This window comes from Rhodanobacter sp. Root561 (assembly GCF_001427365.1).
GTDB lineage: Bacteria > Pseudomonadota > Gammaproteobacteria > Xanthomonadales > Rhodanobacteraceae > Rhodanobacter.
In genome coordinates this window covers 1-18,138 of record NZ_LMGH01000013.1, presented here as the reverse complement: position 1 = coordinate 18,138, position 18,138 = coordinate 1, and the positions used below count along the sequence as shown (strand labels likewise).

The 18,138-nt window shown below is 57.9% G+C and carries 13 protein-coding genes and 1 pseudogene; 10 read left to right on the top strand and 4 right to left on the bottom strand.

The features are described 5' to 3' along the window. A pseudogene (locus tag ASD55_RS12320) lies at positions 1-241 on the bottom strand (DUF4440 domain-containing protein); the annotation flags it as partial. A gap of 637 nt (positions 242-878) precedes the next feature. After that, a complete protein-coding gene (locus ASD55_RS12315; RefSeq protein ID WP_162248790.1) occupies positions 879-5,378 on the bottom strand; it encodes an RHS repeat-associated core domain-containing protein in 4,500 nt (1,499 codons plus the stop codon). A gap of 578 nt (positions 5,379-5,956) precedes the next feature. On the opposite strand from ASD55_RS12315, the gene ASD55_RS12310 reads away from it, so the two are divergent. The 4 genes from ASD55_RS12310 (at position 5,957) to ASD55_RS12300 (ending at position 9,388) form a co-directional block, all read left to right on the top strand. After that, positions 5,957-6,586 (top strand): GntR family transcriptional regulator, encoded by a 630-nt coding sequence (locus ASD55_RS12310; RefSeq protein ID WP_200946185.1) that lies wholly within the window; start codon positions 5,957-5,959, stop codon positions 6,584-6,586. Between the two features lie 168 nt (positions 6,587-6,754). Next, positions 6,755-6,904, top strand: a complete 150-nt coding sequence (locus ASD55_RS18465) for a benenodin family lasso peptide (protein ID WP_157598978.1) — start codon at positions 6,755-6,757, stop codon at positions 6,902-6,904. Between the two features lie 49 nt (positions 6,905-6,953). Beyond that, a complete protein-coding gene (locus ASD55_RS12305; RefSeq protein ID WP_056766968.1) occupies positions 6,954-7,640 on the top strand; it encodes a lasso peptide biosynthesis B2 protein in 687 nt (228 codons plus the stop codon). After that, entirely contained in the window at positions 7,640-9,388 is a 1,749-nt protein-coding gene (locus tag ASD55_RS12300; RefSeq protein WP_056766514.1) for an asparagine synthase-related protein, read from the top strand. Before ASD55_RS12305 ends, ASD55_RS12300 begins: the two co-directional genes overlap by 1 nt. Here the strand turns inward: ASD55_RS12300 and ASD55_RS12295 are convergent. Continuing rightward, a complete protein-coding gene (locus ASD55_RS12295; RefSeq protein WP_056766512.1) occupies positions 9,373-11,559 on the bottom strand; it encodes an Atxe2 family lasso peptide isopeptidase in 2,187 nt (728 codons plus the stop codon). The genes ASD55_RS12300 and ASD55_RS12295 overlap by 16 nt on opposite strands. Positions 11,560-11,569: 10 nt before the next feature. Then, positions 11,570-13,969: a TonB-dependent receptor gene (locus ASD55_RS12290; RefSeq protein ID WP_056766510.1), complete on the bottom strand. Its 2,400-nt coding sequence runs from the start codon at positions 13,967-13,969 to the stop codon at positions 11,570-11,572. 278 nt (positions 13,970-14,247) lie between these two features. On the opposite strand from ASD55_RS12290, the gene ASD55_RS18125 reads away from it, so the two are divergent. The 6 genes from ASD55_RS18125 (at position 14,248) to ASD55_RS18120 (ending at position 18,064) form a co-directional block, all read left to right on the top strand. After that, the gene (locus ASD55_RS18125; protein WP_082542768.1) at positions 14,248-14,568 is read left to right on the top strand and encodes a helix-turn-helix transcriptional regulator; all 321 of its coding nucleotides are present in this window, start codon (positions 14,248-14,250) and stop codon (positions 14,566-14,568) included. Positions 14,569-14,793: 225 nt separating this feature from the next. Continuing rightward, positions 14,794-15,078, top strand: a complete 285-nt coding sequence (locus ASD55_RS12285; RefSeq protein ID WP_027490010.1) for a helix-turn-helix transcriptional regulator — start codon at positions 14,794-14,796, stop codon at positions 15,076-15,078. 167 nt (positions 15,079-15,245) lie between these two features. Beyond that, positions 15,246-15,443: a DUF3606 domain-containing protein gene (locus ASD55_RS12280; RefSeq protein ID WP_056766508.1), complete on the top strand. Its 198-nt coding sequence runs from the start codon at positions 15,246-15,248 to the stop codon at positions 15,441-15,443. A 330-nt stretch (positions 15,444-15,773) separates the two neighbouring features. After that, entirely contained in the window at positions 15,774-16,784 is a 1,011-nt protein-coding gene (locus ASD55_RS12275; RefSeq protein WP_056766506.1) for a hypothetical protein, read from the top strand. A 15-nt stretch (positions 16,785-16,799) separates the two neighbouring features. Further along, positions 16,800-17,363: a hypothetical protein gene (locus ASD55_RS12270; protein WP_157598977.1), complete on the top strand. Its 564-nt coding sequence runs from the start codon at positions 16,800-16,802 to the stop codon at positions 17,361-17,363. Between the two features lie 194 nt (positions 17,364-17,557). Next, a complete protein-coding gene (locus ASD55_RS18120; RefSeq protein WP_082542767.1) occupies positions 17,558-18,064 on the top strand; it encodes an AAA family ATPase in 507 nt (168 codons plus the stop codon). Positions 18,065-18,138: the final 74 nt, after the last annotated feature.

The following is an 18,138-nucleotide window of genomic DNA, read 5'->3' as shown; positions in this document are numbered from 1 at the left end:
AGGTCACGCCACCCTTGTCGTGATAGAACTCAAGATCCTTCGCCAGGTAGCCCGCGTGCTTTTGCAGTTCCCCGGGGGTGTCGCAATGATTGAAGGCATCGAACAAGCCGGCATCCAGGCGGGTAACCGTCATGGTCAGCGCAAGCTCGTCGGAGGCAGCGCTATCCGCGCCTGAAGCAGCCGCCGCGCTCAGCGCGATGGCTGCAAGCAGGATACCGAAGAAGGGGGCGACTCTATTCACCTCGATTTCCTGGTGGTTGGCGGTGTAGCAGCGACGTTCAGGATCGTCAGATACGAAAAGTACGCTCCTAGCTCGAGTTTCCACCGCTCCCTAAATTCGCTGCTTCGAAAAGAGGGAGGTCGCAAACGAAGCCCATCCGGTGTCTCGCTTGCCAGACGACAAACTAATTTAATTAGCCACACCCCCTTTAATTGGTTGTAACGAACGAGCGTGCCACGATTAATTACGTTCGTTCCCATTGATTGTTTTGCGGATCAATTCAAATTCCTAGTGTAATTCACCAATTCATTTCGATATACAACATATCCGATCAAACCATAGCTAAAACAAAGTGCGAGACTGGCCGCAGAAATAGAAACGTCAACATGGCCTATCATCATAAGCATCAGCCCCACAAAAAAGAATATTACCGAAGCAAGCAAGGTGCATGCGGAAACAAAAAATGCGTACTTCAACGCAGTCAGATCGCTTGGGGCAAGGCTTGTGCCCGACCATCGAAACCACATGAAAGCATTGATACAGGCGCTTATCGATATCAATGATATTGACAAATATTTGTCCAGACTAAGAAACAACATAATACTTTGAGATAGTGACAATGCACTACAGATATTAATTCGGCGATTAAGCGTCATGGTCATTCCTTACACCCGCAATCGGATCGCAACGTGCTAACCAAGTTGGCGGACTCTATGCCGATGGAAAGAAAACCTAACGCCCTCCCGCCAAGCTTAAGGCCGCTAATGATTGATCTGTCCGCGTTAATAAAGGCGCGCAATTGTTGCTGTTCTCCCAAATTTCTTCCGGCTGCTGAGAGAGATCCCATACGGCCCAAACGTCTTGCATCAGCTTTCGCCACGGCGTGTTCGGCTAGACCACTTGTTGTGCTTAGTGTTGCGTCTAAACCATCCAAAAGTGTCGGGTCATCAAAAAAAGCCTTTACGAGACCTATTACAGGCGTCACGTTAAGCACGGAATTAAGGACAGCTCTGTCGAAACAGTAATATTTGTTACCTGATTCTTGGCCATGGTTAGCTAGATAGGCAACGGCCTCCAGTCCGAAAGGATCAACTTTTGTCAAAGGATCTCCATCCACATAGGCGTAGGTGTTAGTCCCCCCCCACAACCCAATAGGATCACTCTCCAGATACCGCCCCTCGCGTCCGTCATAGTTGCGGAACATGTTGTACCAATGCCCCGTCTCCGCATCGAAATACTGACCCGGGAACCCCAGGTTCATCCCGCCCAAACCGTCCATCGTGACGTTGCGGCTGAAGGTTCCGTTGTTCGCCTGCCAAGCCAGGGCGCCACCGCTGTTGGCGACGATCTCCGGCCGTCCCAGATGGTCGTTGTAGATGTAGTAGCGTGAGTTGTTGCGAACCAGCGCCACCGGCTGGCCGTTGAAGTACACGTAGTCGGTCCAGCCCTTGCCAGTCTGGTATTCCGCCATCAGCTGCCCGGACGGGTTGTAGTTGAACCATACCTGGCCAGTCGGGCCGTTCTTGTAGACGCGTTGGCCCAGGGGGTTGACCTTGTACGTGGTGGTGCCGGCCGGATAGGTATTGACCCAGTCCGACCAGGCGATGTTTCGCGTGGTCGAGGCCAGACGATTGAAGGGGTCGTAGCTGTAGGTGGCCGTGGTCCCGTCCTGTACCCAACTGGAGCGGTTGCCGTTGGCGTCATGGCCATACTGGACTGCGCTTGATCCGGTAAGGCGGTTGCTGGTCGGCGAGATCGTCAATGGGTCGGTGCCCAGCCAGGTCAGCGAGGTGCGGTTGCCGTTGGCGTCGTACGTCATGCCAATGGGGGCGCCCGACATCGACTGAATGGTCTGACTGGTCAGCCGGCCCATGGCGTCGTACGCAAGGATGCTGGACTGCCCCGAGTCGACACCGTTGGCGATACCCGTGATGCGATCGGCGGCATCCCACGTGTAGGTGTAGCTTTGCTGCTTCGCGGTGCCGAGCATGGTGCTCAGCGTTTTCAGTCGGCCATCCGTGTCATAGCCCTGCGTGCGCCAAGCTCCATTGCCGTACTGCCAACTGGTGATGGCGCCCGCTGCATCGTAAGTGGCGTACTTCATAACGTCGAGCGACGTTCCGCCCGTGGTCACGTTCACCGAACTGACCTGGCCCAGGTTGTAGGTGTAGTGTGCGATGGTGCCGCTGGGATAGGTAACACTACCCAACCTGCCGTAGCCGTCGTAGCCGTAGCTGGTCAGGTCGTTGCGCCCTTGGGTGATCATCCGTTGGGTCAGCAATTGGCCTTGCGCGTTGTAAGTGAATTGTTCGGTGCTGGCGGCATCGGCTGCGCTGCACAACTGGCCCTTGCCGTTGGTGCAGGTGTCGTAGGTGAGCGTTTGAGTCTGGCCCCCAGCCGTGATCGTGGTCGTCCTGCCGATGACGTCGAAACCGTAATTCGTGGAAGAGTTGTCGTTCCGCTTCATGGTGGTCTTGCGACCGTAGCTGTCGTAGCCCCACAGGGTGACGCCGGTATCGGCACTGTCCTGGCGCCAGAGCAGGCCGAAGGCGTCGAGGTAATAGCGGGTAATCAGGTTCCTCGGGTCCACCACCGTGGTCAGCTGGTCGCCAAGGTCATAGCTCATCTTGGTGATGCCGCCCGTCGGATCGGTGACGCGCGTGACGCGATTGAAGTTGTCGTACTGGTATTGGGTGACCTTGTTGGCCGAATCGGTGACGCTAGCCACGTTGCCATTGTCGTCGTAACTGGTGCGGACGTTCTGTCCGTTGTTGCCGCGCACGGCAATGGGACGACCGAGTTCGTCGTAGTCGATGAAGCGCGTCGATGCCACGCTGGTTGTGGTGGTACGAATCGGCGTACATGGCGGAGGCGCCATGGGCACCGCTCCGCCTGCGATCGACTGGGATTGCAGCAGAAATTCGTCGCATGGCCCCGGGGAGGATGACTGCCACGAAACCTTCACGCGTTGTTGCTTGACGCTGGTGACGTCGCTGTTGGCGTCATAGGTGTAGAGGGTCTGCCGTGTCGAAGTATCCAGTTTCGACGGAAACTCGCTGTTCGGCGTGGAACTTTCCAGTTCCGCACTTCCGGTCAGCCGATACGCAGCGTCATAGGTATTGACGATGTGCCTGCCGTCCGGCGTCCAGATGTCGGTGGGTTGACTCAAGGCGTTATAGACCACGGTGGTGGTCCGATCGATGCCATTGATCACCTGAGTAGTGCTCGCGATACGGCCCCGAGCATCGTAGGTGTACCGGGTCACCGCACCATTCGCATCCGTTACCGTGCCCGGCAAGCCCAGGCCGTTGTAGTTGCTGTAGTTCACGGCATGACCCAACGCGTTGACCACGGACGTGAGGTTTCCACTGGCATCGTAGTGGTAGGTTGTGGCACTCCCTGCCGCTGTCACTACCAGTTGGGACACTAGGCCGTTGCTGCCTGTCGTATAAACGTAGGTCGTCGTCAGCGTGCGGCCGCTGCCGCCATTGCCTCCCAAGGTAGTAACCGTCTGCGAAGCGATGCGACCGTTCGCGGTGTACGTCGTATCCCGCTGGCTGTAGCCGGCTATCGTGACGCGCGTTTGCCTATTGTTGGCATCCCAGGCATGGGTTGTCGTGCGTGGCGCACTGCCGAATACGTCTTCGACGCTCTGCGTTAGTTGGCCCTTGGAATTGTAGGCATAGGAGGTGATCGTCCCCCGAAAGTCTGCGGTGCTGGCCGGATATCCGTTGCTGTCGTAATTGCGTTCCTTGTAGGTGGCCGAGCAATGCGCCGAGGCCTGCCCCGTTACGGAAAGTTCGTGGCCTGCGTCATCAAATGTGTAAGTCGTGACTTTTCCGAGTGGATTTGTGACCGTGGCGCCAGTAATCGTGTTGTAGCTACCGACCATATAGTAAAACTGGTATCGCTCCACGCCATTTGCATGTTTGGTCTCGATCGCTCGGGCATTCGCATCGTAGGTAAACCAGCTGTAGCGTGTGCCATTGATCGTCTTGCCGGTCAATGCGGTGGCGAAACGGCTGTCCTCGTAATGATAGGTGAGCGTCGTAGGAGTCGAACCCGGCTGCGTGGTGGTCTTCAGCAAGGCAACCATCGTCTGTATGGGTGGGTCGTATGGAGTGGGCGGCGGGTCGTCCAGCGTCGGCATGAGCAGCAGCGCTTGTTGACTGCTCGACTGTTTCGTCAACGATGCCGGGTTTCCGGATGGCGATGGCGTCACCAGCGTGTTTCCGACGGCAATGGTGGCGTAGGTGTAGCGATAGATATTGCCGGCCGGATCCGTGACATTGGCTAACAAACCATTGACCCAGCCAAAATCCACATGGCGTCCTGAGCTATGCGTCACGCGAGTCAGGTAGTGATTAATGTCGTAAGTGAAGGCCCAACCGATACCCTGCTCGTTCGCGAGGTTCGAGGGAAATCCGTCGTAGTCGTAGACTTCGACCGTGTGGCTCTCGCTATACAACGTATAGGTGGATCCGGTCTGGATGATCTTTGCTATGGGCGAAGCCTTGTCTTCATACCAGCCCGGTGTCGGGGTGACTGAATAATTGAACTTGATCTTGCGCCCATCCGGGCGCTGCGCCCATATCGGCTTGTTGAGGGGATCGCAGCGACTGTTGCCAGGGCGGGTGTAGCAAGGTGACGTGGGATCTTCCGTGGTAAAGAGAAGCTTGTAATCGTAGTCGCTCAACCAACGCCGACCGAATATCCCGATACCGTTCCAGTAATAGTTGTAGGTCCGCTTCAGCGAAAGGGGCATTTCGCCGCCGCTGACAAAATCGATTTCCGGCTCGATTTTGTTTCCAGTGGAGAAGATGACGGGATTGCCAGCCGCAACCTTTGGAGCTGTCGGATCACAGCCTGTGTTCGTGCCGGCATTGGCGTCACGCTGCGTCAGTGACAAATCGCCGTGATTTGGAACCGTGGCACCGCCTCCGCCGCCATCAAACACATGTCCGGGGCCGCCGCTACCGCCACCGTTGTCCCAGTCGGCAAACGTGTTGTAACAGCCTGCCGAAACGGACATATTTCCGTCCCAAACACCCGGCCCAACCCATCCAGAATGGACCGAACCATCCGCGCAGACATTCACCTGCTGGATTGCCCGGGCCTGCGGGGCAAAATGAAAAAGTGCTAAACCAATCAACAACATGAGGCTGCAACGCATTCCTTTCATCCCCGTCCCCTCTTCTTTCCCTATTCGCGTTCGCATTGCACGAAGCGATCACAGCAAGAAATTACGCTCCGTCCGAGGTGAAAGTCAACCGACCAATTTGGGCGAGAAAGTCAGGTATCCATGAGCTAACCGACGTCGTCTAAAAGCTCATTTGTGACAAGGACGCCCCCTGAACTCGGAACCCGTTTCATGACCTCACATGCCAACTAGCCTTCCATCGACTTTGCAGCTTCTAAGCTGCTAACGACTTGAAGGTCATCCTCACTCGAAGGGGATCAGGCAAATGAAGAGGTCTGGGGGAAATTGCTCGTCGGATTGCGATTCTTTGCTTGAAATCGCCGGTCCACTGCGTTGCGGGGCAATGCATCGCTCACGGGTCGGACGACTAATTATGTGACGCAGCACACACACTGCGCCGTATAGGCGTGCGATCAAGAGATGAGTCGGGAGAGGCGACTCGAAAGCAATCAGCAGACGGACCAAAAAAGCCGTGCTTTTCTGAGGCCGAAGCTTGCACGATCCCGTTTGGGGATATGCAGACATGGAGTCCAGCTATGGATGCTATCCACTCCAAGAGTGCACTCGTGTACCGACACTTCAAACGCGCCCTGCGATCGGGACGCTATGCACCGGGACAACGGATCGATCCGGCCACACTTGCTGCGGAATTCCACACCAGTCCCACGCCGGTTCGATTCGCCTTGTATCGCCTGGTCGGCGAAACCCTGCTCGTCGATAATGCCCGCGACGGGCTGCATGTGCCTTTGCTCACCGAGGTTGCCCTGCGCGACCTCTATGACTGGATGGAACGGCTGTTGCTGATCGCATGCGATATCGGCGCAACGCCGGCAGCCCGAAAGACGGAGCCGTTGGTGCTCACCTCTGCCGACGACGATCTGGTCACGCTGACCTGGCAGCTGTTCGACGCGATCGCCTTGGCGACAGCCCGCGGAACCCTGCACCACGCCGTGAAGCAGGCGAACGACCGTCTGGCGCCGATACGCCGGGCCGCGCAAGGATTGCTAGAGCACTGCTTCGACGAACTTGCGCAGTTGAATCGACATTGGCAAGCGCGCGACATTCCGGTTCTAAAGTCTGCACTGCACGAGTATCACGAGCGCCGCAAACAGCTCGTCCCGTGCATCGTGGCCTTGCTGAGCGAGCGCGGAGACCGCCCCCACTAGCTCGGCCAGGCGTAGCAGCGCCGGAAGCCTGAGGCGACTCAGGCGAAGGCCATCGCGTTCCGAAATAATTTTCGGATAACAGCGAAACAATCATTTGAAAATCAAAATTTCCGGCTCCTACGCTAACGGGGTCATGGATCTGCCATGACGCGAAGGTAGGAGATCGAGATGAAGACGAACGAGAACATTCGCAATGACACATCGGACGACGTCATCGTCCTTGGCGTCGCCAGTGTCGAGACCAAGGGAAGCGGCCCTGGCGCCACCGAAGGGAACGGGCATGGCTTCCCGATCGTTCCCGGCATTTCCGAGGATTGACAACTCAGGGGCGCGCACCATGGTGCGCGCCCCATCTGAGGAGCCGACGATGCCCTATCACCTCAGTCAGAACCTTTCGTGTTGCGATGTCGACGGTCACATGATTTTTCTCGACATAGCGCAGGATCGCTACTTTAGGCTGAGCGATCGTCTTGAGGAGGCCACGCGGCGCTTCTTGGCTCATGAAGGCGTCGCCCCCAATCTGCTGGGGCACCTCGAAACCGCACGGATACTGGTCAAGACAACGGACGTGGAAGCGCGCGCCACAACAGCGCGCATCCAGCGCCCCTCCTGCAGCGCAATCGAACAAGCCTCTCCGATCGCGCAGCGCAGGCTGGGCGCAGCCATTGCCATTGAAGTCGTGGCGATCGTCTGGGCGACCCGCCGCCGGCTGAAAGTTCATGCATTGAAAGCAACTCTCGACGAAGCCATCGCGTACCGCGACAGAAACGCAACGCCACGCGAGACCGATACGCAAGCTCCTGTCGAGGCGGGTCTGCTCCATGCGAGTCGCCAATTTGCCCGTGCCCGCCGCTACGCGCCCATCGAACCGGTCTGCCTCCTGGATTCCCTGTCCCTGCTTTGGTTTCTTTCACGGCGGGGACTGTCGGCGAACATCGTCTTCGGCGTGATGCCAGAGCCTTTCGCGGCGCACTGCTGGGTACAAGCCGGCGCCATCGTCCTGAACGAGACACTCTCCGACACCAATGCGTATACCCCCATCAGGATGGTCTGATGAAATGCTGCTATGTCATCTTGATCGGCGGAAGATTGAACAGAAACGCCGGCCATGCGCTCCAACTGGACAGGCGCCTGCACGCTGCAGGATTGATCTGCAAGATGGAATCGGCCTCGACGAGGGTCTTCGTTTCCCTTGGCGTCCCCACTCTTGCCATACCCGGACATGGCGTGATCATCGGTCAGATCTTCACCCAGGACGGCCAGCCCATTCTGCAACGCCTGGATATCGGTGGATCGGCGAGCGAACTTGCCAATCACCTGCTACAGAACATTTGGGGCGACTATCTCGCCGTCTTTGCCGACCGCGACGGCGGCTCGGCGATCACCTTGCTGCGCGAGCCCTCAGGTGCTGTGCCATGTGTCTATTCGCTAACCGAGGGCGAAGGCTTTGTCACCTCTGACATTGGCCTCGCGGTCGATCTGGAACTTTATCGCAGAGAGGTGAACTGGCAGGCCATCGCGCACGGCCTGAGCTTCCCCTACCTAAAGACAGCGCGAACAGCACTGAAGTCCGTCAAGGAACTGCTTCCTGGCAGCATGCTGACTTGTGGCGGCAAAGATGTTTCGGTTCGTTGCGCTTGGTCGCCGTGGCGTTTTGTGGAAAGTGACTTCCGTCACGAGGATCCGCGCATAGCGGCCGAGCATGTCCGGACCGCGGTATCCACCACGGTCAAGGCACTCTCCTCGGAGAGTGGAAGACTTGTGGTCGAGCTATCCGGCGGCCTGGATTCCTCCATCGTAGCCGCCTGCCTGCGAAGCGCTTCGCTGCGCACCACGTTTTGCACGTTGGTCATGCCTGTGGCCGGCACCGATGAGCGACCGTACGCTCGATTGGTCACTGAAGCACTGGGACAGGAGCTCTGCCAAGCGGAGGTCGGGTTCGACGATGTTCGCCTCGAATTTCCGGTACCCCGCTCATCCGTCGTTCCAGCCATCGGAATCCTGCAGAACGCCACCAATGAAGCTTGGGAGGCGGCACGCATCCGGCATGGTGCTACAAACTTCTTCTCGGGTGACGGCGGCGACACGGTCTTCTGCTACCTCAAGACCGCAGCTCCCGCCGCCGACGCATTCAAGGAACGCGGTTTCACGGCGGGCATCGCTGCTATCGGAGACCTTGCGGCTCTCCACCGATGCACGGTCTACAAGGCCGGCCGATTGACGCTGAAGAAAATGCTGCGTCGCCCACGCGATTCCTGGAAAGAGGACCGCACGCTACTCCATCCAGCCCACGTGGCAACGGTGCCGGAGCATCATCCCTGGATGGACGCCCCGCTACGGGCTCTGCCCGGTGATCGCGAGAGAATTCACGACCTGATCGGAACCCAGCTGTTCAGGGATGCCAGCCCTCGAGGGGTGGAACACTCCACGCACTTTCCACTGCTGTCCCAGCCCGTCATGGAAGCATGCCTCAGGGTTCCCTCCTGGATGTGGATCGCCGATGGTCAAAACCGTGCAGTCGCCCGCCAGGCCTTCGCTGACCAGCTGCCACGGGACATCCTCGAACGACGTAGCAAGGGTTCGTATACGGGCTACATGGCCGCCGCCTACATACGAAATAAGTTGAAGATCCGCGAGTTCCTCGCAGACGGACAGTTGATCGCAAACGGTCTGGTCGATCGCCCAGCATTGCTGAATTTCTTCGCCAGAGACCTCAGCCCCCAAGACCTGTCGTTTCTTCGTGTCTTCGACCTGTGTGCGGCCGAAAACTGGGTACGTCAACAAGGTCACGATCCATCGTGAGTCCCTGTCCCCTGTAGAGGTTGCGCGGACTTCTTTCTCATTCCACGCCAAACGCGGTATTGCTCTGCCTTGTCCGAGCGCGGGTCCTCGAAACCTTGCAGCCAGAAGCGGAACCAGTCGACGTTGCGTTCGTATACCGCCAGCTTGTGTCGCGGCAGGACTTTGATGTGTGTTTCGTCCGGGAAAACGTAGATATCCGCCTGATGCCGACGCGCCAGCGGCAACGCATAGTCCAGCGTCTCCCGGTACTCCTGTTCGGGCATTTGAAACAGAATCGGTGCCTTGATCCTGTCAAGCTGATACGCAGGCGAAAGCTTCTTCCAACGTTCAGGGGTTTCGTCCGGCGCACCTAGCCACCACACTTTCCGAAGATTGGAACGGAAGGCCTCCCTCAAGCTGTTGAAGAGGTAATAAGTCGGTGCTACCGAAACGCCGCTGACGGACGCAGCGCTCACCACGCTGGAATGCGCCAGCGTCCACAGCGTGGTCTCACTGCCATAACTGAGGCCCCCCATGCCCACTCGGGTCCGATCGATGCGACCTTCAGCGGCCAGCAGTTTTACAACGCTCTCTACAGCCGCCCGTCCCTGGTCGTAGTTGGCTACGAAATCTGGGCGAAGTTCAGGGATGGCATCGACGCACATCGCCGAAATGCCATCCTCGGCCAGAGTGGCGAGCGGCCATTCGTCGCCTACCCCGCCACGCAAAAAGCCATAGCAGTTATAGAACGTCACGAACAATGGTGGCGGATGGCCAGCGGTCGCTCCGCGTGCCTCGAACAACTGGCCGATGAAATCCCTTCCTTGCGCGTCCTTCCAGTGAATCGGCTTCGCAGGCGCCGTGGCCGCGATGTCTTCCTCCAGCTTCTTGTTCGGCTCGAACAGTATCCGCCGATGTCCAGTCCTCGCGTCGATCGCCTCAAGGCGCGGCGGTCGGTCGGCTTCAGCTGCTACACACACCAGCGTATCGGCGGACAGTGCACAGGGATCCCAGTAGTACTGGCTTCCGCTCACCAATCCGTCGGAGACCACGATCGGCCGAACCCTACCCGTTACGACATTCCATCCGTAGATCGACTGCGTACGGCCATTGCGATAATCGATCGCGGTGTACACGACCTCATCGCTCCCTGCACGCCATTGGATATCCGTGATATTCATGTGGCTGCATAGCTTCGCCATGCATCGGATCGGCCGCGAAGCGTGCTCGTTCGGCAGCATGGCCAGCTCGACATACGTGCTTGCTGCCAAGCCTTTGTCCTTATGCCCCGGGAGCAGCACGGCAATGCGTCCATCGCCCCTAGACTGGTTTATCTTGAGCGGAATCGCTGGCAGCTCGGGCGATAGGTCGGCTGCCGTCAGCAAGCGCGCCGGAAACGTCGATGTCGACAGATCCCGTATCGTCATCGTTGTCAGATCGACGCTCCTCCACCGGTCCGGCACCTTCGCCAGCAATGGCCCAGCCGCAAACCATTCACCCAGGAACTTCTGCGTGGTCGGCCGCCCGTTGAGCTTGCTCGACCGGAACAGGCCAGCAGCGATATCCGTCGTATCGTCGATGCGGATGCCATGGTCATACTCGGACTTTTCCGCGGACAGCACCTCTTCGCGTGTCGCGCCGACGCTGTATTTCAGCGTTCGGCCTTCGTCACTCAATGCGAAATCGCGGACATCCGCTGGATCCGACGTCAACTCCCGCGCGCCCGATCCATCTGCCGCCGCATGCCAGACAGACACACGACCGTCGATGAGGGCGCGATAGAAGATCCAACGCCCATCCGGCGACCAGACGGCCGGTGACGGCAACACGTTTCCGCTGTCGTACTCCCGTAACGGAACACCTCCGTCCGCGACACGGAGCGGCCGCGACTTTCCATCCAGGGACAATACGTACCACGTTGTGTCGTACGTATTGCGCTCAACCGACGCCCGCTCGCTCCGGAATGCGACATACCGTCCATCAGGCGAGATCACCGGGTTGCCCAGGTCGGTCACCTCCAGGAGGCGTCGCGGAGAAACCGTTTGCGCGGACGCGACCCCAACGGTGAACACACCCAACCCCAGAAAGACGAATGCGGATATCCAGTGCGCCGAATGCATCCCGATAGAGAAATTCACGCGCGCACAAGCCCTCATGACCGCCCACTGGGCGGACCGAAAAACAGGTTTCATGATTTCGTTCCTACCAGTGTTTGGATATCGAGACGCTGACGAAGCGACCCATCGCCGTGTAGTTGGTGGCGTCGTACGGTATGTAGTTCGCAAACGCCGAGGTATAGAGCGGAGGCGCACGATTCAGCAGGTTCTGCACCGACAACGCCAACGTCAGTCCCGAGAAAGCATCTGCGCGCTCACCGAAGTCGTAGTTGATCGTGGTATCCAGCGTAGTGAACGACGCGCCCTTCTCCGTCACCGTCCCTAGTCGGTTGGTTACGCCGCCGGTGTAGTTGACGAGGCCCGACGCGCTGAATCCTCCCGAGGTCCAAATGGCGCCGAAGCGGCCATTGAGCCGTGCCGGATTGAAGACGGTGCCGGCGAGTGTCTGTTCGGGCTGCCCGGTACTGGTCGTCTGCGCGCTGTCGAGCCAGCTTGCCGATCCTCGAACCGCCAGCTGCCCACCGCCAAGGTCGAAGCGATACGAACCGGACAGATCGAGCCCCTTGATCCGCTGCCGTGCCACGTTCACATACTGGTCGTGGAAGATCGCCACCACCTTGCTCGGGTCATAGGCCATGCCGGAATAGTTGTAGAAGTTGTTGTAGACCGCGAGAAGCTGGTCAATCTGTTCGCTGGTCGGCGAGTAGTCGACGAACTCCGCGTAGGCTGGGTCGCTCAGGGCCTGCTGGTAGTAGCTGATCGGTACAACCACCCGGTCGGTGTAGTCGATGTCGAACCAGGTCAGCTCGGCGTCGAGTCCCGGCAGGGCTTCCGGATGCAGCTCCAGCGAGGCCGTCCAGGTCCTTGCGCGCTCGGCGCGCAAATCCGCGTTGCCGCCATAGGACATCAGTGCGGTGGCATCGGCCGGGCTTCCGGTCGCACCCACCACGGAGGCGCTCCATAGATAGGCGTACTTGTTCCCGTAAAGCTGCGCCAGCGTCGGTGCCTTGAACGACTTCCCCCACGAGGTCTTGAGGGTGAAATCGGCAGTGGGGTCGTAGACCACCCCGAATTTTGGCGTGGTCACCCGACCAAAGCTGTCGTGATCCTCGCCACGGATCGCCGCGCTGAATTCCAGACGATGGACGCCTGCGATATGCGAAGCAGGCGAAACGAACGGAACATCCAGCTCGGCGTAGGCAAACCGAACATTTTCGTCGCCGCCGAAGGGACTCTGGGGCGCGGTCGGCACCTGGTGGAATTCGTACTTCCGCGCCCCGGCGCCCGTAGCCAATCGCGCGTCCCCTTCCCCCACCGGGAACAGCGGACCTTCGGCGCCGATCTCCCACGAGCGGCTTTCGTTATTGTCGTACTCCTGGATATCGGGCGTGCTGCCTCCCGCCGATACGAGGCGGCTCACGTAACTGTTGTCGTCCTTGCCGTATGCCCCGCTCAAGGTGATGGTCCAGCCATCGCGAAGGGAGAACGCAACGCTTGGCGCCACCAGGGTAATCGACGCCTCCGGGGTGTAGCGGTAGTAGGAGCCCGGGGTCAGACCGAAATACTGCGTCATGTCACGCGTGGTTCTGAACGCGTCAAGCCCCAGCTCGACCACGTCGCCGATCGACTGATGGGCGCTGACCAGGCCACTGCGCGAGTCGCTGCGGTTGTAGATCGTGTAGGGGTCGAGCAGATACTTCGTGTAGCTGCGCTGGCTCGTGTAGAGCGGGTCGACATCGGTATTCTTGAAGGTCGCGATCAGTCCGCCACTGGCCCAGGTGGTGCCGGCGGTCGCGGTGTACTCCCGGGTTGCCAGCCCTCCATCGGTCGCGCCGCCGTAACGCGCCCCCAGCGTCACGCCTTCGTAATCCCGCTTGAGGATCACATTGGCCACGCCGCCCACCGCGTCCGAGCCATAGATCGCCGATGCACCGTCCGGCACGATTTCCAGGCGCTCGACGGCGTCCACCGGGATGGCGCTGATGTCCACGGCCTGGGAAGACCCGTCGTAGGCCAGACGGCGCCCGTTGAGTAGTGTCAGCGACGCATCGGCTCCCAGACCACGAAGGTTCAGGGCGGAACCACCGGTGAGATCGAAGTTGTTGCCGCCGACGGTCACGCCGGTCACCCCCGGATTCTGCCCACCGGAGAAATTCTGCGGCACGCTGCGGATGACTTCGCCGAGGTCGGCGAAGCCTTCCTGCTGGATCTGCTCGCTGCCGATGGTGATGACGGGCGATGGTGTGGTGCCGCCGCGGATGCGGGTGCCGGTGACGGTCACGGTCTGAAGATCGGTGGCCGTTGGCGGCGCGGACTTGTCGGTAGATTTTTTCGGTTGCGCTTTGGCCGGCGCCGCAGTCAGCGGTGCCCTGCCCTGCTCTGTCGCGTCCTTCGTGGTGTCCTGGGCCATGGCCCACTCGCAGGTGCCTGCGGTGGCCACGAGCAGAGCGATGGAAATGGCGTTGCGTAGCGTACGTGTCTTCATGCTGCGTCCTTTGCTTTCCCCTGAATGACGCCTCGCCGGTCGCTTCTAGACCACAGACTCGGATCACGCTTTTCAGCGCATACAAATCTGCCGCCAGCCAAGCCGCCACGTCTTTGTCATCACTCTTCGCTGACTCCGACTGAACTGCCTTTGCGCCGGATCATCAGCAAAAAGCCCATGGCTACGATAAACGTAACTTAGTTAACACTACGTTTTACGTAGTATCAATGTCAAGCGCCCGCCGGGAAGCTGCTGCGTATCGAAACTGATACGTGCTTATGACCGAAAAGTGCCCGGCAACCATCTACGGTCGTCGCCTACGCGAGGCACGAAATAGCTATAACTTCTCTCAGGAGGAGCTGGGTATAGCGGCGAGACTTGATCAATCAGTCGCGAGTAGCCGCGTCAGCCGCTACGAGACGGGCAAGCACGAAGTGAAACTTGGTTTGCAGAAGCTGTTCGCCAAGGCTTTGGCGTTGCCCTTGAAATATTTCTACATCGAGGACGATGAAGAAGCGCGACTGATCGCGGAAGCTTCGCGCAGCGATAAGCCGGTCAAGCTGAAAGAAGAGATCAACCGAAAGATGAAGGGAAGGTAGGTCCCCGGAAGGGGACGAACCCTTGCCATCCTCGCCCTGGATTTCTGCGTAAACGACGTGCTTGAGAGGTGCAGCGGCCGCGCGATAGGCTGCCATCGCGCGTACTTGCCCACACGCGGGCCTGGAATTCTCAGGTCGCCAAGCGCTTAGTACGTTTAACGTAGTATCGCATCTGCGTGCGTATCTGGAAGCTTCCACACATGGAAGTTCAAGAAGCACGCAACCGTGGTTGAGAAGGGACCACTCCCTGTGTATAGCCGTCGGCTGCGCGAAGCACGCGAAGCCTACGGCATTTCACAGCGCGCCCTAGGTATCGAAGCTGGATTGGACGAATTCGTCGCCAGCACGCGGGTCAACCGCTATGAAACGGGTGTGCACCAGCCCGATTTGCAGACCCTGCAGCGCCTCGCAGCCATCCTCAAGCTACCGGTAGCCTACTTCTACGCGGAAGATGACGAACTTGCGCAGTTGATTGCTAATTTCAAAGGACGAAGCAAGAGTAAGCGCTGATTGGAAACTGCCAAGTATCCGAATACGGGGAGCGGGGGAAGTCGGTCCGCTCCCAACCCATTTTGGCCAAGCGCAGCAATGCCCGACCCCACCGGTTGCATGCGCCTACAGGGTACCGATCCAGCCACTGATATCCGTGACGATTAGGGTGCGGCAACGTGGCGGTCATGGACGAGCATATCGACATGGATAGCCCCCTTTGCCGGGCCTACTGGTGCGGCAACTTCAGCTGCAGCGATGCAGAACTGGCCCAGGCAGTGAGCATCATGGACACCACAGTGGTAGGCCTCGTCGGGCTCTACTTGGCCACACGCAGTCCAGAACTCCGTAACGTCGATCAGCATGAGCTTGCCGAGAACGCTTGACGGATAGGTCAGCAACAAAGCGCTAGCTCCAAAAGCGGATGCGACCTGCAATGGCCCATAACTGTGCCGCTCAAGGGTGTCCGTCAAATCCGAGCTATCTCACTCTGACCCGCCCAGTGCGCCGGGCGAGCTCAGCCCCGCATAGGGCACAACCGCTGGCCGTCGGCCGCAAGACTGCCGCTTGCTTTTCGGCACGACCGGGGAAGAGCAGAGTACGTACCTATTGGCCACAATGGTGAAATGGTGACTCTGATTTGGAGTGGTCGAGGTGACTGCAGTCCCAGCCTATGCGATCCTGATCACTACAATGCTGGGTCTGGGGGGCCATGTATGTACAAGGACGAGCGGGACATCTTCTATTACGACGCAGTGCCGCATGTTTGGCACAAGAAGTACAAGAAGGGCTTGCCCCCCTTTTCGCACTACGAGCTTGCCCGAGCGCTGGCGCATCTCTTCAAAAATGATCGGGCTGAAGTGACCAAGCAGAGCACGCGTCAGGCGATTTACATCACTGAGATCGATCTCTATTCGGATCGCTGTGAGATGCTAATCGGTTTCGCTGACCCAAATGCGGCCGACCCAACGTTCAATGATCGTCCAGCGAAGAAGCGACGCGTTGTCCCAAAGGTCGGCGACGAAGGCTTGGAGCATTCCTCGCACATTGTCTGGTACTACCAAGATCAGACGCGAGACAAGCCGTGTCCCTTCTACTTGGAAGGGGCAACCGGATTGAGTTCAACAGCCATCGTCAGATTCGTAAACAAGTTGATTCGCGAGTTCTGCAAGCTATATCCAAAGCACTTCACCGTATTGGATCCTTCAGGCGCGCATCACGCTGACGGCACCCCCAAGCGAATCGGCTTGCGCCCAAGTCTGGAACTGCGAGGTCACCCATCGGCCGAATTCATTAGGGACTTGAACGGCGGCGAGATTGCAGAACTGGAGCTCATCACTGAATCGAAAGCGGCAGATGTATGGGATGCCAATGGCTATGCCGTTGAGGATTATCGTGGTGTGCTACTCAAGCCAAGCACGCTAAAGCACGTTCCCAAAGCGAAGAAATTCATTGACGGCGTTCTGAGTACTACGGTGAAGCATAACTACGAGAAGTCGCGCGTCGTGTTCAAGACGGACGGCAACGTCAGAAAAAACGTCACCTTTTACTCCAAAAACTATCAGCTCGTTAATGACCTTAAGTACGTTAAAAAGAGCCGCATTAAAGGACTTGGAGGCAGACTTCCGAACGCCTTTGATACGATTTACGGGCCGATCATGGCTGAGGTCAGGAAGATCGCAACTGGCGGTGCTAAGCCGCTCAGCAAGAAAAAATTGGTCGTCTAGCTGATGATGGCCGAAATGCTCCAGGTGCTCGTTTCTCCGTTGACGTATCTTCAGATACGTCACGAGGCGAAGCGCTGGGCAGATTGGGGCTATCCGGCAATCTTCGCGTTCCTATCTGCGTATTTAGTTCTTCGATACGGACCGATTGGCGTGATAGCTGGCCAAGACGGGCTGCTTTCGAAGCTACTGATAGTTTCGTCCGTGCTTCCGGGCTTCTATATCGCGGCTCTCGCCGCCATTGCTACGTTCAACCGGCCAGGCATTGATGAACTTATGCCGGCTCCCACGCCGACGATAGTGCATCGAATAGGTGGGCAGAGGAATGAAATTGAACTTACTAGACGCAGGTTTCTAACCCATCTTTTTGCCTTTCTTTGTTTTGAAAGTTTGGCAGTTATGGTCGCGTGCATGTTTGCTTCGCTTGTGGGCGTACCAATCCTCGAAAATTTTATTGCGCCAGTTGCGTACTGCATCAAAATTGGCTTTGTGTTTCTACTATTGTTGATGTTCTGGCAAATGTTGCTTGGAACCCTGCTGGGCCTGTATTACTTGGGCGACCGGCTTTACAGGCCTTATTGACCGCCCTGAGAACACCAGCCAACGCCGCTTACGAGCGTACTAAATAGGCATTAGTTTCGCCGTGTAGGAAAAGACCTACAATTCTTATCAGCGTTGCCTGATGCTTTTTTGTTATCAAGTGGCTATTCACTCAGTCAGGCGATGCAAAAGATTGCGGCTTTGCCTACACAGCTTGCTCTCGGGGGGGAGAGACGATGGAGAAGATACTGCTTTTAAGCGGCGCGATAGGCGCTGGAAAGTCGTCTGTGGCCAAAGCACTTGGCGAGCGCTACGAATTTCAGCGAATCAGTAGCAGTGGCTACCTCAAGACCTATGGCGAAAAAATATTACCTGGGGAAGAAAGGCACCAGCTACAAAACCTCGGCGATAGGCTCGACGAGGAAACTGATTTCATTTGGATAGTAAGAGACGTAGCTGTCCCCGCTATCGAGCGGGCCCCTGAGATCGATAATTGGCTTCTCGATGCTGTGCGTAAGCCACGCCAAGTCATGCACTTCCGGGAGTATTTCGGCCCAAAAGTTCATCACATCCATCTCACCGCACCAGAGGACGTTCTGAAACGTCGCTACAGGCAACGCGCCGATCCTGACGACACTAGTTATGAGGAGGCAATTAAGCATTCCAACGAGATAGCGGCCCGCTCGCTGAAAAGCATCGCAAACGAAATTTTCGATACCACGACGTCCCCCCGCATTGAGTAGCAGGAAGGTTTAGAGTCCGGGGTCACTTTAACTGTTTCGCGTAGGCGGCAGGTGTCAAGCCGCCCAACGCTTTC